The organism is Curtobacterium sp. AG1037 (genome assembly GCF_003349855.1).
Classification (GTDB): Bacteria; Actinomycetota; Actinomycetes; order Actinomycetales; family Microbacteriaceae; genus Curtobacterium; species Curtobacterium citreum.
Genome location: NZ_QQAO01000004.1, coordinates 331,938 through 345,296, shown reverse-complemented (window position 1 = coordinate 345,296; position 13,359 = coordinate 331,938). Strand labels below are relative to the sequence as shown.

Annotated in this window: 9 protein-coding genes; 5 read left to right on the top strand and 4 right to left on the bottom strand. The window is 72.3% G+C overall.

The features are described from left to right. Positions 1-67: 67 nt before the first annotated feature. Positions 68-3,817, top strand: coding sequence for a chromosome segregation SMC family protein (locus DEU32_RS08375; RefSeq protein WP_114850085.1), 3,750 nt, complete (start codon positions 68-70; stop codon positions 3,815-3,817). A gap of 155 nt (positions 3,818-3,972) precedes the next feature. On the opposite strand, the gene DEU32_RS08370 is transcribed toward DEU32_RS08375, so the two are convergent. Beyond that, a complete protein-coding gene (locus DEU32_RS08370; protein ID WP_114850084.1) occupies positions 3,973-5,001 on the bottom strand; it encodes a TerC family protein in 1,029 nt (342 codons plus the stop codon). Between the two features lie 209 nt (positions 5,002-5,210). Between DEU32_RS08370 and ftsY the strand changes: the two genes are divergently transcribed. Both ftsY and DEU32_RS16905 read left to right on the top strand, forming a co-directional pair. Next, the gene (gene ftsY, locus DEU32_RS08365; protein WP_058742022.1) at positions 5,211-6,080 is read left to right on the top strand and encodes a signal recognition particle-docking protein FtsY; all 870 of its coding nucleotides are present in this window, start codon (positions 5,211-5,213) and stop codon (positions 6,078-6,080) included. Positions 6,081-6,130: 50 nt separating this feature from the next. Further along, positions 6,131-6,289 (top strand): DUF4175 domain-containing protein, encoded by a 159-nt coding sequence (locus DEU32_RS16905; protein ID WP_141862001.1) that lies wholly within the window; start codon positions 6,131-6,133, stop codon positions 6,287-6,289. Positions 6,290-6,451: 162 nt separating this feature from the next. Here DEU32_RS16905 and lipA read toward each other — a convergent pair whose 3' ends face one another. Both lipA and lipB read right to left on the bottom strand, forming a co-directional pair. Next, positions 6,452-7,435, bottom strand: coding sequence for a lipoyl synthase (lipA, locus tag DEU32_RS08360; protein WP_181819234.1), 984 nt, complete (start codon positions 7,433-7,435; stop codon positions 6,452-6,454). Then, positions 7,432-8,190, bottom strand: coding sequence for a lipoyl(octanoyl) transferase LipB (gene lipB, locus DEU32_RS08355; protein WP_114850083.1), 759 nt, complete (start codon positions 8,188-8,190; stop codon positions 7,432-7,434). The genes lipA and lipB overlap by 4 nt, the downstream gene beginning before the upstream one ends. A 117-nt stretch (positions 8,191-8,307) precedes the next feature. Here lipB and ffh point away from each other — a divergent pair, with 117 nt between their 5' ends. Continuing rightward, on the top strand, positions 8,308-9,864 hold the full coding sequence (gene ffh / locus DEU32_RS08350) for a signal recognition particle protein (protein ID WP_114850082.1): 1,557 nt from the start codon (positions 8,308-8,310) through the stop codon (positions 9,862-9,864). 72 nt (positions 9,865-9,936) lie between these two features. Here the strand turns inward: ffh and DEU32_RS08345 are convergent, their stop codons facing one another. Beyond that, positions 9,937-11,067 carry a glutamate--cysteine ligase gene (locus DEU32_RS08345; RefSeq protein ID WP_114850081.1) on the bottom strand — a complete coding sequence of 377 codons (1,131 nt, stop codon included), beginning with the start codon at positions 11,065-11,067 and terminating at the stop codon, positions 9,937-9,939. Positions 11,068-11,145: 78 nt separating this feature from the next. On the opposite strand from DEU32_RS08345, the gene DEU32_RS08340 reads away from it, so the two are divergent. Then, the gene (locus tag DEU32_RS08340) at positions 11,146-13,266 is read left to right on the top strand and encodes an FAD-dependent oxidoreductase (protein ID WP_114850080.1); all 2,121 of its coding nucleotides are present in this window, start codon (positions 11,146-11,148) and stop codon (positions 13,264-13,266) included. The last annotated feature ends 93 nt before the right edge of the window (positions 13,267-13,359 follow it).

Genomic DNA, 13,359 nt, shown 5'->3' with positions numbered 1-13,359 from the left:
CCAGGACCACCGCCAGCGGCGGCAGCACCGCCGCCCCCAGCAGCGCAGCAGACCGCCCGGAGACCGCATGTACTTGAAGAGCCTGACCATCAAGGGGTTCAAGTCCTTCGCGCAGCCGACGACGTTCGCGTTCGAGCCCGGGGTGACCTGCATCGTCGGACCGAACGGATCGGGCAAGTCGAACGTCGTCGACGCCCTCGCGTGGGTGATGGGGGAGCAGGGCGCGAAGACCCTGCGCGGCGGCAAGATGGAGGACGTCATCTTCGCCGGGACCTCCACCCGCGGCCCGCTCGGCCGGGCGCAGGTGCTCCTGACGATCGACAACACCGACGGTCTGCTGCCGATCGACTACTCCGAGGTGACGATCTCGCGCACGCTCTTCCGGAACGGCGGCAGCGAGTACGCGATCAACGGCGAGAACTGCCGCCTGCTCGACGTCCAGGAGCTCCTGAGCGACACCGGACTCGGCCGCGAGATGCACGTCATCGTCGGGCAGGGCCAGCTGGACAAGGTCCTGCACGCCACCCCGGAGGACCGCCGCGGCTTCATCGAGGAGGCCGCCGGGATCCTCAAGCACCGCCGCCGCAAGGAGAAGACCCTCCGCAAGCTCGACGCGATGCAGACGAACCTGACGCGCCTGTCCGACCTCGCCGGAGAGATCCGTCGGCAGCTGAAGCCCCTCGGGCGCCAGGCCGAGGTCGCCCGGCGCGCGCAGTCCGTCGCCGCGGTGGCCCGGGACGCCAAGGCCCGCATCCTCGCCGACGACGTGGTCCGGCTCCGCCGCGAGCTGCACGACCACCAGGAGGTCGAGGCCGGCCGGAAGTCCGAGCGCATCGTGCTGCAGGAGCGCCTGGAGCAGACCAGGGCCCGGCAGCAGCAGGTCGAGCAGAGCATGGTCGGCGACGACGTCGACCGCGCCCGGACGGTCGTGCACCGGCTGGAGAGCGTCCAGGAGCGGCTGCGCGGCCTGTCCAGCCTGGCGAACCAGCGGCTGATGTTCCTCGCGCAGCAGGCCGACGCGCCGCAGCAGGGCCCGACGATCACCCCGGAGCGAGTGCAGGGCGTCCGCGACGAGGCCGCGCGGCTCGAGGCCCGTGCCGCCGCGATGACCGCGGGCACCGCCGACACCGCCCGTGCCGTCGCCGAGGCCCGCGCGCGGCTCGACGCCCTCGACGAGCAGATCGCCGCGCAGGCCGCCCTCGTCGCGCAGCACGACCTCGAGGCCCAGCGGCTCGCCGGTGCCGTCGACGTCGCGCGGTCGCGCCGCGGATCGGCCGTCGCCGACCGGGAGCGACGGGCGCGCGCCCTCGCCGAGGCCGAGGACCGCGCGGAGCGCGCGGCCGCCGCGCTGGCCGAGGTCGGCGTCGACCCCGCCGAGGGCGTCGACGAGTCCGCGCTGACGACCGTGCACGAGACCGCGCGGCACGACCTCGAGGCGGCCCAGACCGAGCGGGACGCGCAGCGCGACCGGCTGCACGCCCTGGAGCGCGAACGGGACGCCCTCGACGCCCGCGTCGCCGCGCTCAGCATGTCGATCGACGTCCGCGACGGCTCCCAGGCGGTCATCGACGCGGCACGGGACGGCGTGCTCGGTCGCCTGGCCGACGCGCTCACCGTCACCGCCGGCTTCGAGGCGCCGGTCGCCGCGGCCCTCGACGGGCTCGCCGACGCCGTGCTCACCTCGGACCGCGCCGCCGCGCTCGACACCGTCGCGCACGCCCGCGCAGCGGACCTCGGGCGCGTCGACGTGGTGGTCGCCGACGCCGTCGACGACGGCCCCGGGCTGCCGACGACGCTGCCGGCCGGCGTCCGACCCGCCCTGGACGTCGTCCAGGGCCCGCCCGCCCTGACCGCGCTCCTCCGGACCACGCTGGTCGCGGTGGACGACACCGTCGACCTGGAGGCGGTGCTCGCCGCCGCCCCGCACGCCACGGTGGTCACGGGGTCGGGTGACCTGGTCCGCGCGGTCCGCGTCACCGGCGGCGGGGAGCGCGCCGTCTCCCGCATCGAGCTCGTCGCGGAACGCGACGCCGCCCGGGCCCGCCGCGCCGCGGTCGCGACGGACGCCGAGGACGCGGCCACGGGCCTCCAGGCAGCACGGAACGCCGTCGAGGACGCGCGCCGCCGGACCGACGAGGCCGACCGCGTACTCCGCGCGCACACCGCGGCGAAGGCCGAGTACGACCGGTCGAGTGCGTCGACGCGCGCGAAGGCCGAGAACGCCGTGGCCGAGGTCGAGCGGCTGCGTGCCGCCCTCGCCGAGACCGACGGGGCCGGCGAGGCGGCCGAGGCCGCGCTCGCGGCCGCCGAACAGGACCAGCACGCGTTCGCCGAGCAGCCCCGGCCGGTCGTCGACGCGTCCGGGCGTCCAGCGCTGCAGGAGGCCGTCGAGGCGGCCAGGTCCGCCGAGATCGAGCACCGCATCCAGGTCGAGACGGTGCGCGAACGCGCGCGGTCCGAGCGGAACCGGGCCGCGGGGCTCCAGCGGCAGCTCGAGGCGGAGCGCGCGGCTGCCGAGGAAGCAGCCCGACTCGCCGTCGTGCGGCGGGGGCAGATCGCGGTGGCCGAGAGCGTGCTCGCGGACCTGCCGGGGCTGCTCGGCGCCGTGGACCGGTCGCTCGCCGAGGCCCGCGTGCGGCTGGCCACCGAAGAGGCCGAGCGGACGAAGCGCAACACCGAGCTCCAGGTCATCCGGAACGAGGAGCGCGAGCTCCGGGACCGTCTGCAGACCATCACCGACGGCGTGCACTCCCTCGAGATGGAGATCTACGAGAAGAAGCTGCACGTGTCGGGGCTGCTCGACCGGGCGCAGAGCGAGCTCGGGCTGCCCGAGGCGGTGCTCGTCACGGAGTACGGGCCGCACGTGCCGGTGCCGGTGGACGTCCTGGTCGACCCGCGGGTCCTGGCGCGGCGGCACCGCGAGTCGGAGCGGGCGCGCGCGGCGGCGGAGCGGGACGCCGACACCGACACCGACGCCGCGGGCGTCGACGCGGTCGAGGCAGGGGCCGAGGACCTGGACGCCGACGACGTGGTCGAGCTCGTCGACGCCGGGTCCACGCTGCCCGGCGGTGCGGCCCTGCCCGAGTTCGACGCCACCGACGAGGTCGACCCCGCCTCGGTCGAGACCGTGCCCTACGTCCGCGCCGAGCAAGAGGCCCGACTCGCAGCGGCCGAGCGCGACCTCGGGCGGCTCGGCAAGGTGAACCCGCTCGCCCTCGAGGAGTTCCAGGCGCTCGAGCAGCGGCACGCGTTCCTCGCGGAGCAGCTCGAGGACCTGCAGAAGACCCGGACGGACCTCCTCACGATCATCGAGGAGCTCGACACGAAGATGCAGACCATCTTCGAGGCCGCGTTCCACGACACCCGCGAGGCGTTCGACGTGATCTTCCCGATCCTGTTCCCGGGCGGCTCCGGGTCGATCACGCTGACGAACCCGGACGACCTGCTCGCCACCGGCATCGACGTGCAGGTGAAGCCCGCCGGCAAGAAGATCGACCGCCTGACGCTGCTGTCCGGCGGGGAGCGGTCCCTCGCGGCCGTGGCGCTCCTCGTGGCGATCTTCACCGCGCGGCCGTCGCCGTTCTACATCATGGACGAGGTCGAGGCGGCGCTCGACGACGCGAACCTCGGGCGTCTGCTCACGGTGTTCGAGCGGCTCCGTGAGTCCTCGCAGCTCATCGTCATCACGCACCAGAAGCGCACGATGGAGATCGCGGACGCGCTGTACGGGGTGTCGATGCGGCAGGACGGGGTCTCGGCCGTGGTCGGGCAGCGCGTGCAGCGCCGCGAGCCGGAGCCCGCGGACGCGGTCGCGTAGCGCGGGCACGAGCTCACGCGCTGAGCGACAGTCCACGCGCTCGGCGCGCCGCGAAGTGTCGCTGGGCGCGTGAAGTCGCCCGGTCGCGACCCACGAACGGACGGGAGGCACGGTGCCAGCTGGCACCGCGCCTCCTGTCCGGAACCGTCCCGCGACTACTTCGCGTCGGCCTCGACCGCGGTCTTCGGCTGGCCGGTCGGGGTGAGCCCGCGCTCCTGGCGCTTCTTCGAGACGACCAGCGAGGCGACCGTCGCGACGGCGATCGTCAGCGCGATGAAGCTCAACGAGAACCAGATCGGGATCTCCGGCGCCCAGAGGATCGGCTGCCCACCGTTGATGAACGGCACCTCGTTGACGTGCATCGCGTGGAAGACGAGCTTCACGCCGATGAACGCGAGGATGACGGCGAGACCCTGACCGAGGTAGATGAGCCGCTCGAGCAGCCCCGCGATGAGGAAGTAGAGCTGGCGGAGACCGAGGAGCGAGAACGCGTTCGCGGTGAACACGATGAACGCGTCCTGCGTCAGACCGAAGATCGCCGGGATCGAGTCGAGGGCGAACAGCACGTCGGTCAGACCGATGGCGACCATGACGAGCAGCATCGGGGTGAACAGCCGCTTGCCGTCGACCCGGGTGGTCAGCTTGTCGCCGTCGTAGTCCTTCGACGTCGGGATGATGCGGCGGAGGATCCGGATGAGGCGGGAGTCGCCCTCGGACGCGTCGTGCTCACCACTGCTGCGGGCCTGCGACCACGCGAGCCAGAACAGCAGCGCGCCGAACAGGTAGAACACCCACGAGAAGTTCTCGATGATCGTGACGCCCAGGGCGATGAACACACCGCGCGCGACGAGGGCGATCGCGACACCGACCAGCAGGACCTTCTGCTGGAACTCCTTCGGCACCGCGAAGCTCGTCATGATGATGAGGAAGACGAACAGGTTGTCGACCGACAGCGCCTTCTCGGTCAACCACCCGGCGAAGTACTCGCCGCCGGCCTGTCCGCCGCCGAAGACGAGGATGCCGACACCGAACAGGATCGCGAGCCCGACGTAGAACGCCGACCAGAACGCGGATTCCTTGATGTGCGGCACGTGCGGCGTGCGCACGTGCGAGTAGAAGTCGAACACCAGCAGCGCGAGGATGCCCGCGATGGTGATGAGCCAGACGGAGAGAGGAACGTCCATGGATGTCCTTCAGGTTCGGGGCGTCCCGCCGTGCGGGTACGCCGATGCCTGAAGGTCTCCTCCACCGTGTCGACCGTGTCGTCACGACCGGCGTCCCGGGCCTGGATCGTCCCAGACCGTACTGACGGGTGCGCCGCGAGGGAGTACTCCCCTTCAGGACCTGAGCCTATCCGGCACAGCCCGCACTCGACGCGCTCTAAGCTGGGAACATGGCGAGTTCCTGGTCCCTGTCCTCCCGTCTCCGCGGCCTGTTCCAGCGGAAGACCATCGACGAGACCACGTGGGACGACCTCGAGACCGCGTTGATCGGTGCGGATTTCGGCCCCGACATCGCGGACGAGGTCATCGAGGACCTGCACGCGCGCGTCGACCGGTACGGCACGACCGACCCGGCGGACCTGCAGCGCATGCTCCGCGAGGTGCTCGAGGAGCGCCTGTCGAAGCTCGACACGACGCTCAAGCTCAGCGCCCGTCCAGCCGTCGTGCTGGTCGTCGGCGTGAACGGCGTCGGCAAGACGACGACCATCGGCAAGTTCGCGAAGTTCCTCAAGACGTACGACCGCACCGTGCTCGTCGGCGCGGCGGACACGTTCCGCGCGGCCGCCGTCGAGCAGGTCGCCACGTGGGCCCAGCGCGCCGGCGTGGACGTCGTGCGCCCGGCGCAGCCCGGTCAGGACCCGGCTTCGGTCGCGTACCAGACGGTCGAGAAGGCCATCCACGACGGCACCGAGATCGTCGTCATCGACACCGCCGGCCGACTGCACACCAAGGCCGGGCTGATGGACGAGCTCTCGAAGATCAAGCGCGTGGTCGAGAAGCAGACCGAGATCGCCGAGGTGCTGCTCGTCCTCGACGCCACGACCGGGCAGAACGGCCTGGCCCAGGCGCAGGCGTTCATCGAGGGCGCCGGGGTCACCGGGCTCGTCATCACGAAGCTCGACGGCTCCGCGAAGGCCGGGTTCGTGCTCAGCGTGCAGGAGAAGACCGGGATCCCGATCAAGCTCATCGGTCAGGGCGAGGGCATCAACGACCTGACCGGCTTCACCCCCCACGTCTTCGTGCAGAACCTGGTGGGCTAGATCCGGGTACCGTCTCCGCCGTACTGCCCGCCAGAACTAGGAGACACCCCATGCCCGCTCTGCTGATCATCGCGATCATCGTCGGCCTCGTCCTGCTCTTCAGCGGCATCTTCGTCGGTGCCCTGAAGTTCCTGCTGTGGGTCGGCATCGTCATCGTCCTGCTGGCCGTCATCGGCTGGCTGCTGCGGAGCATCCGCGGCCGCGCGTAGCGACGACCGGGCACGTCCCGACGTGACCACAGGACGGACTGGAGGCGCGGTGCCAGCTGGCACCGTCCTCCCTCGCAGGCTCGGTCGGCGCGCCCCGCGCAACGCTCCGCGTTGCCGCTGAGCGGGGCGCGCCCGCCCGTCTCCCGGTCGCGTCGGCGGACGTCAGACGGCCTGGCGCCCGGGCGTCGCGTCGAGCAGGTGGGACAGGTACGGCGGCACCGCGCCGCCCCGTGCCACCGTCGCGCGCGCCCACAGTCGCCCGGCGCGGTAGGACGACCGCACGAGGGGGCCCGCGAGGACGCCGGCGAACCCGATCCGCTCGGCGACCTCGCGGAGTTCGACGAACTCCTCCGGCTTCACCCACCGCGCGACCGGCAGGTGCCGGGGCGACGGTCGGAGGTACTGGGTGAGGGTGATGATGTCGGTCCCCGCGTCGTGGAGCTGCTGCAGGGCGTCTTCGACCTCGGCGCGCTCCTCGCCCATCCCGAGGATCAGGTTCGACTTCGTCACGAGTCCCTCTTCTCTACCCTGCGTGATGACGTCGAGTGACCGGTCGAAGCGGAACGCCGGCCGGATGCGCTTGAAGATCCGCGGCACGGTCTCGACGTTGTGCGCGAAGACCTCGGGGCGGGCGTCGAACACCTGACCGAGCTGGTCGGGGCGTCCGTTGAAGTCGGGGACGAGGATCTCGACGCCCGTACCGGGGGAGTGCTCGTGGATCGCGCGGATGGTCTCGGCGTAGAGCCAGGCACCGCCGTCGTCGAGGTCGTCCCGGGCGACACCCGTCACCGTGGCGTACTTCAGGCCCATCTCGGCGACCGAGTCCGCGACCCGTCGGGGCTCGTCGCGGTCGAGGGGTTCCGGCCGACCGGTGTCGATCTGGCAGAAGTCGCAGCGCCGCGTGCACTGCGAGCCGCCGATCAGGAAGGTGGCCTCGCGGTCCTCCCAGCACTCGAAGATGTTCGGGCAGCCGGCCTCCTGGCAGACGGTGTGCAGCTGCTTGTCGCGGACCAGGCCGGCCAGCTCGCGGAACTCGGGGCCCTGCACCGCCCGCGTCTTGATCCAGGCGGGCTTGACCTCGATGGGCGTCTCGGCGTTGCGGGCCTCGACGCGGAGTATCCGGCGGCCTTCGGGGGCGAGGGTCATGCGGCGACCTCCTGTCGCGTGCTGGTGGGACCGGCGTGACCGGTCGAGCTGATCCGGACGCCGGCGTGCATGCCCGCGACGGCCTCCTCGATGCGGTGCCCGACCGCGGCGGCGACCTCGTCGACGGTGACGTGCCGTCCGGTCGCTCGGCTCAGGGTCGTGACCCCGGCGTCGGCGATGCCGCACGGGACGATCGCGGCGTACGGGGTCAGGTCGTTGTCGCAGTTCACCGCGATGCCGTGGCTCGACACGCCCTCGGCGACGTGCAGGCCGATCGCGCCGACCTTGTCGAGGGTGCGGCCGGACCGGTCGTCGCCGGCGACGGGCCCGGCGGATCGGGCGCCGGGTCCGTCCTCGCCCGGTCGGGGCAGCCACACGCCGCTGCGCCCGGGGACCCGCTGCGCGCTGAGCCCGACGGACGCCGCGGTGTCGAGCACCACCTGCTCGAGGTCCCGGACCCACGCGACGACGTCGAGCGGTGCGGGGAGCCGGACGATCGGGTAGGCCACGAGCTGCCCGGGACCGTGCCACGTGATGCGCCCGCCCCGGTCGACCTCGACCACCTGGGAGCCGTCCGTCGGCAGGTCGGACGGCTCGGTCCGGCGTCCGGCGGTGTACACCGACGGGTGCTCGCAGAGGACGACGACCCCGGGCGAGCGTCCTGCGACGACGTCGGCGTGGTACGCGCGCTGCAGGGCGACGCCTTCCTCGTAGTCGAGGAGTCCGGGCCACCGGATGATCTCGAGTTCCACCACGGGGAGCACGCTACGGCAGTTCCTGGACTCCGTCCAACAACCCGGGCGGGAGTGCAGCGGACGGACATCCTCCGCGGTCCCGGGGTCCGGCGGTGCGGCCTGTAGAATCGACGGATCATGGCGCAATTCGGCTCACTCTCCGATCGGCTGACCGAGACCTTCCGCAACCTGCGGACCAAGGGTCGTCTGTCCCCGTCCGACGTCGACGGCACCGTCCGCGAGATCCGCCGGGCCCTGCTCGACGCGGACGTCGCGCTCGAGGTCGTCAAGTCCTTCACCGCATCCATCCGCGAACGCGCGCTCTCGGACGAGGTCAACAAGGCCCTCAATCCGGCGCAGCAGGTCGTCCAGATCGTCAACGAGGAGCTCGTCGGCATCCTCGGCGGGCAGCAGCGTCGGCTCGAGTTCGCCAAGCGGCCACCGACGGTCATCATGCTCGCGGGCCTGCAGGGCGCCGGCAAGACGACCCTCGCGGGCAAGCTCGGCAAGTGGCTCAAGAAGGACGGCCACACGCCGATGCTCGTCGCGGCGGACCTCCAGCGTCCGAACGCCGTGCAGCAGCTGCAGGTCGTCGGCGAGCAGGCCGGCGTGCACGTCTTCGCCCCCGAGCTCGGCAACGGTGTCGGCGACCCGGTGAAGGTCGCGAAGAACGCGATCAAGGCCGCCGTCGACCAGCAGTACGACACCGTCATCGTGGACACCGCCGGTCGTCTCGGCGTCGACGCGGAGCTCATGAAGCAGGCCGCGAACATCCGCAAGGCGGTCGACCCGGACGAGGTCCTGTTCGTCATCGATGCGATGATCGGTCAGGACGCCGTGAACACCGCGCGCGCCTTCCAGGAGGGCGTCGACTTCACCGGTGTCGTCCTGTCGAAGCTCGACGGCGACGCCCGCGGTGGTGCGGCCCTGTCGGTCGCCAGCGTCACCGGCCGCCCGATCATGTTCGCGTCGACCGGCGAGTCGCTCGACGACTTCGAGCCGTTCCACCCGGACCGCATGGCGAGCCGCATCCTCGACCTCGGCGACATCCTGTCCCTCATCGAGCAGGCGCAGCAGGCGTTCGACGAGGACGAGGCGCGCAAGGTCGCCGAGAAGATCGCGAGCGACTCGTTCACACTCGACGACTTCCTCGGGCAGATGCAGCAGCTCCGCAAGGCCGGCTCGATCAAGGGCATGCTCGGGATGCTCCCGGGTGCCAAGGGCATGCGCGAGGCGCTCGACAACTTCGACGAGCGCGAGATCGTCCGGACCGAGGCGATCATCCAGTCGATGACGAAGCAGGAGCGCCAGCTCCCGAAGCTCCTCAACGGCTCGCGGCGGCTCCGCATCGCCAAGGGCTCCGGCACGACCGTCACCGAGGTCAACGCCCTCGTGAACCGCTTCGAGCAGGCGGCGAAGATGATGAAGACCGTCGCGCGCGGCGGTGTGCCGCAGATGCCGGGCATGGGTCCGATCCCGGGCATGCACGGCGGCAAGAAGAAGCAGCAGCAGGGCGGCGCCAAGAAGAAGAAGGTCGGCAACCCCGCCAAGCGCGCGGCGCTGGCGTCGGGTGCCGCGGCGCAGCCGCAGCAGCAGACGCCGAGCGGCTCGGGCTTCGGGTTCGGCGGGTCGAAGAACCCCAAGGCTCCCACCGAGGAAGAGATGGCGAGCCTGCAGAAGTTCCTGGGTCGCTAGTCGCGACCGGATGACGGACAGGAGGCCCGTGGCGATCCCGCCACGGGCCTCCTGTCCGTTCGCGGGTCGCGTCTAGAGCGAGTCGCGCAGCTCGGTGACCAGGTGGCGGACTACGGCGCGGAGGTCGCCGCCGTGCTCCTGCGCGATCCGGAGCTGGCGCTGGTACGAGGCGCCGTCCGCGATCATCGTGTCGAGGTGGTGCAGCTCCTGCTGGCAGCCGAGCCGCTCCGCGATCGGGTCGAGCCGCTCGACCAGGTCGTGCACCTCATCGGTGACCAGGCGCTCGTCGCCGGCCGCGTTCGTGATGATCTCGGCCTCCATGCCGTAGCGGGCCGCGCGCCACTTGTTCTCGCGGATGAACCAGGGCTGCATCGACGGCAGCGTCTCGCCGCGGTCGAGCCGGTCGGACAGTGCGGTGACCAGGCACTGCACGAACGCGGTGACCGCGCCGACCTCGTGCAGGGTGGAGACGCCGTCGGACACGCGGTTCTCGAGCGTGCCCCAGCCCGGCGAGGGCCGGATGTCCCAGCGGAGGTCCTTGAACCCGTCGATCACGCCGGTCTTCGTCAGGTCGTCGACGACGGTCTCGAAGCCGGACCACGCGCCGATCGAGGGTGGGAGGCCGCCGGTCGGGAGCTGCTGGAACATGAGCGCGCGGTTCGACGCGTAGCCCGTGTCGGTGCCGGCCCAGAACGGGCTCGACGCGGTGAACGCCTGCAGGTGCGGGACGTACGCGAGCATCGCGTTCATGATCGGCACGGCCTTGTCGCGGTCGTCGATGCCGACGTGCACGTGGACACCCCAGATGAGCATCTGCCGGCCCCACCAGCGCGTCCGGTCGATGAGCGTCGTGTAGTGCTCGCTGTCGGCGGTGATCTCCTGCTGGTCCCACACCGCGAAGGGGTGCGTGCCGGAGCACATCACCTGGGCGTCGAGGGGTTCGGCCGCGTCGATGACCTCGCCGATGATCCCGGAGAGCTCGGACGTGGCACCGCCGACGGTCTCGTGGACACCCGTGACGACCTCGACCGTGTTCGTGAGGAGCTCCTCGGTCACCCGGTCGTGGTCCCCGAGGCGCTCCTGCACGGCGGCGATGACGGCGGGGGCGCGGGGCGCGAGGTCGCCGGTGTCCCGGTCGACCAGCGGGAGTTCCCACTCGACGCCGAGGGTCGACGGGCGGGACTCGGTGAAGCGGATGTCCATGCGGCCATCCTGCCCGTGATGTTGGAGGGTCGGCACAAGGAACACGGCGCCCGGCGCGGCGTCCGGCAGAGTGGTGGCATGCGCAACGTTGCCGTGCCCGAGCTCGCCGTCGTCTCCTCGCCGTGGACCCTGGGGCCGCTGCGCCTGTCGAACCGCGTGCTCATGGGGTCGATGCACACCGGGCTCGAGGTGCTGGACGACGGCGGCGCCGCGATGGCCGCGTTCTACCGGGAGCGGGCGGCGGGCGGTGCCGCGTGCATCGTGACCGGCGGCATCGCGGTGAGCGACGAGGCCCGTGGTGGCCCGGACTTCGCGGTGTTCGGCGCCGGGGGAGCGGACGAGCGCTTCCGGGTGGCCGTCGCCGCCGTGCACGACGAGGGTGGGACGATCCTCGCCCAGCTCTTCCACGCGGGGCGCTACGCCCTGGTGCAGGGCGTGCTCGACCGGCACGGGCGGCAGCAGCGCGCGGTGGCACCGTCGGCACTGCCGTGGGCGGCCGCACGCGGGGTCGTGCCCGAGGAACTGACGGCGGCCGAGGTCGAGCGGACCGTCGAGGACTTCGCCGCGGCGGCCCGGTCGGCGCGGGCGATCGGGTTCGACGGTGTCGAGATCATGGCGTCCGAGGGGTACTTGATCAACCAGTTCCAGTCACCGCTCACGAACCTGCGCGACGACGCGTGGGGCGGGACGCCGGAGAAGCGCCGGCGGTTCGCGGTCGAGGTCGTCCGTGCGGTGCGCGCCGCGGTGCCCGACCTGGCCGTGACGATCCGGCTCTCCGGGGCCGACCTGATGCCGGGGTCGACGACCGACGCCGAGGTGGACGCGCTCGTGCACGACCTGCTGCCCCTCGGGCTCGACGGGATCTCGGTCGGCATCGGCTGGCACGAGTCCCGGACGCCCACCGTGCAGGCCGCGGTGCCGCACGGTGCGTGGCTCGCGTACGCCGAACGCATCGCCCGGGTCGTCCGGGCGTCCGCGTTCCCCGACGTGCGGGTCATCGCCTCGAACCGGATGACCGACCTGCGCGACGGCGAGGCGGTCCTCGCCGACGGCCTGCTCGACGCGGTCGCCCTCGCGCGGCCGTTCCTCGCCGACCCCGCGCTCGTCGACCGGTCCCTTGCCGGTCGCTTCGACCTCGTGAACACGTGCATCGGCTGCAACCAGGCGTGCCTGGACCGGTCGATCGTCGGTGCGCCGGTCTCGTGCCTGGTGAACCCGCGCGCGGGCCGTGAGCTCGCGTTCCCGTCCCGCCCGACGGACGGGCCGAAGCGGGTCGACGTCGTCGGCGGCGGTCCGGCCGGCCTCGCCGCGGCCGTGGACGCCGCGCGGCGGGGGCACCGCGTCACGGTGTGGGAGGCCGACGACCGGCTCGGCGGCCAGTTCGACCTCGCGGCGCTCGTCCCGGGCAAGGAGGACTACGCCGCGACGGTCCGGGCCGCCCGCGCCGAGCTCGAGGAACGGGGCGCCGTGGTCCGCACCGGACACCCCGCGGACGTGGCGGACCTGCTCGGCAGCGACGCGGTCGTGGTGGCGGTCGGGGTGGTCCCGCGCACCCTCGACGTCCCCGGGGCCGACCTGCCGCACGTCGTGAGCTACGAGCACGCGCTTCGGGACGGTGTCCCGGCCGGGACCGTCGCGCTCGTCGGGGGCGGCGGCATCGGGGTGGACACGGCGGCGTTCCTGGTCGAGTCGCCCGACGAGGTCGTCCGGGCACGGGAGTTCGGCGAGCGGTGGGACGTCGCGGTGTCCGACGAGGTCCTCGGCGACGTGCCGCAGCGCGAGCCGGCCGCCGAACGGGTGCTCCGGCCGGGGTCGGACGTCACGGTGCTGCGGCGGTCCGGGAAGTTCGGGCAGGGGGTGGGCATCACCTCCCGGTGGGTGGCGGTCGGACGGCTGCGGGACGCTGGCGTCCGGATGGTCGGCGGGGTGCAGGAGTACCTCCGCGTCGAGCCGGGGCGGCTCTGGATCCGCGACGAGGACGGACAGGAGCGCGCCGTGCCGGCCGACCACGTGGTGGTGTGCGCCGGGCAGGAACCGAGCCCGGCCGCAGCGGCGACCGCCGCCGACGGACTGGTGCCGCGCCTCCGCGCCGCCGGTGTGCCGTTCGCGGTGGTGGGCGGCGCCCGGGACGCGCGCGGTGTGGACGCCGTCCGGGCGACGAGCGAGGCGCTGGAGGCGGTCCGCCGACTCGCACCGTGACGATCTCCGGCGCGTCTCGGCTCGCTTCTCAGCCGGAGATCTGCAAGAATGAACGGTCGAATCGCGTCTGCTCGACCCTCTATCCAGCAGTGC

Coding starts and splice junctions, on each gene's coding strand:
- DEU32_RS08375 (WP_114850085.1), top strand. CDS start 68: ATGTACTTGAAGAGCCTGACCATCAAGGGGTTCAAGTCCTTCGCGCAG.
- DEU32_RS08370 (WP_114850084.1), bottom strand. CDS start 5,001: ATGGACGTTCCTCTCTCCGTCTGGCTCATCACCATCGCGGGCATCCTC.
- ftsY (WP_058742022.1), top strand. CDS start 5,211: ATGGCGAGTTCCTGGTCCCTGTCCTCCCGTCTCCGCGGCCTGTTCCAG.
- DEU32_RS16905 (WP_141862001.1), top strand. CDS start 6,131: ATGCCCGCTCTGCTGATCATCGCGATCATCGTCGGCCTCGTCCTGCTC.
- lipA (WP_181819234.1), bottom strand. CDS start 7,435: ATGACCCTCGCCCCCGAAGGCCGCCGGATACTCCGCGTCGAGGCCCGC.
- ffh (WP_114850082.1), top strand. CDS start 8,308: ATGGCGCAATTCGGCTCACTCTCCGATCGGCTGACCGAGACCTTCCGC.
- DEU32_RS08345 (WP_114850081.1), bottom strand. CDS start 11,067: ATGGACATCCGCTTCACCGAGTCCCGCCCGTCGACCCTCGGCGTCGAG.
- DEU32_RS08340 (WP_114850080.1), top strand. CDS start 11,146: ATGCGCAACGTTGCCGTGCCCGAGCTCGCCGTCGTCTCCTCGCCGTGG.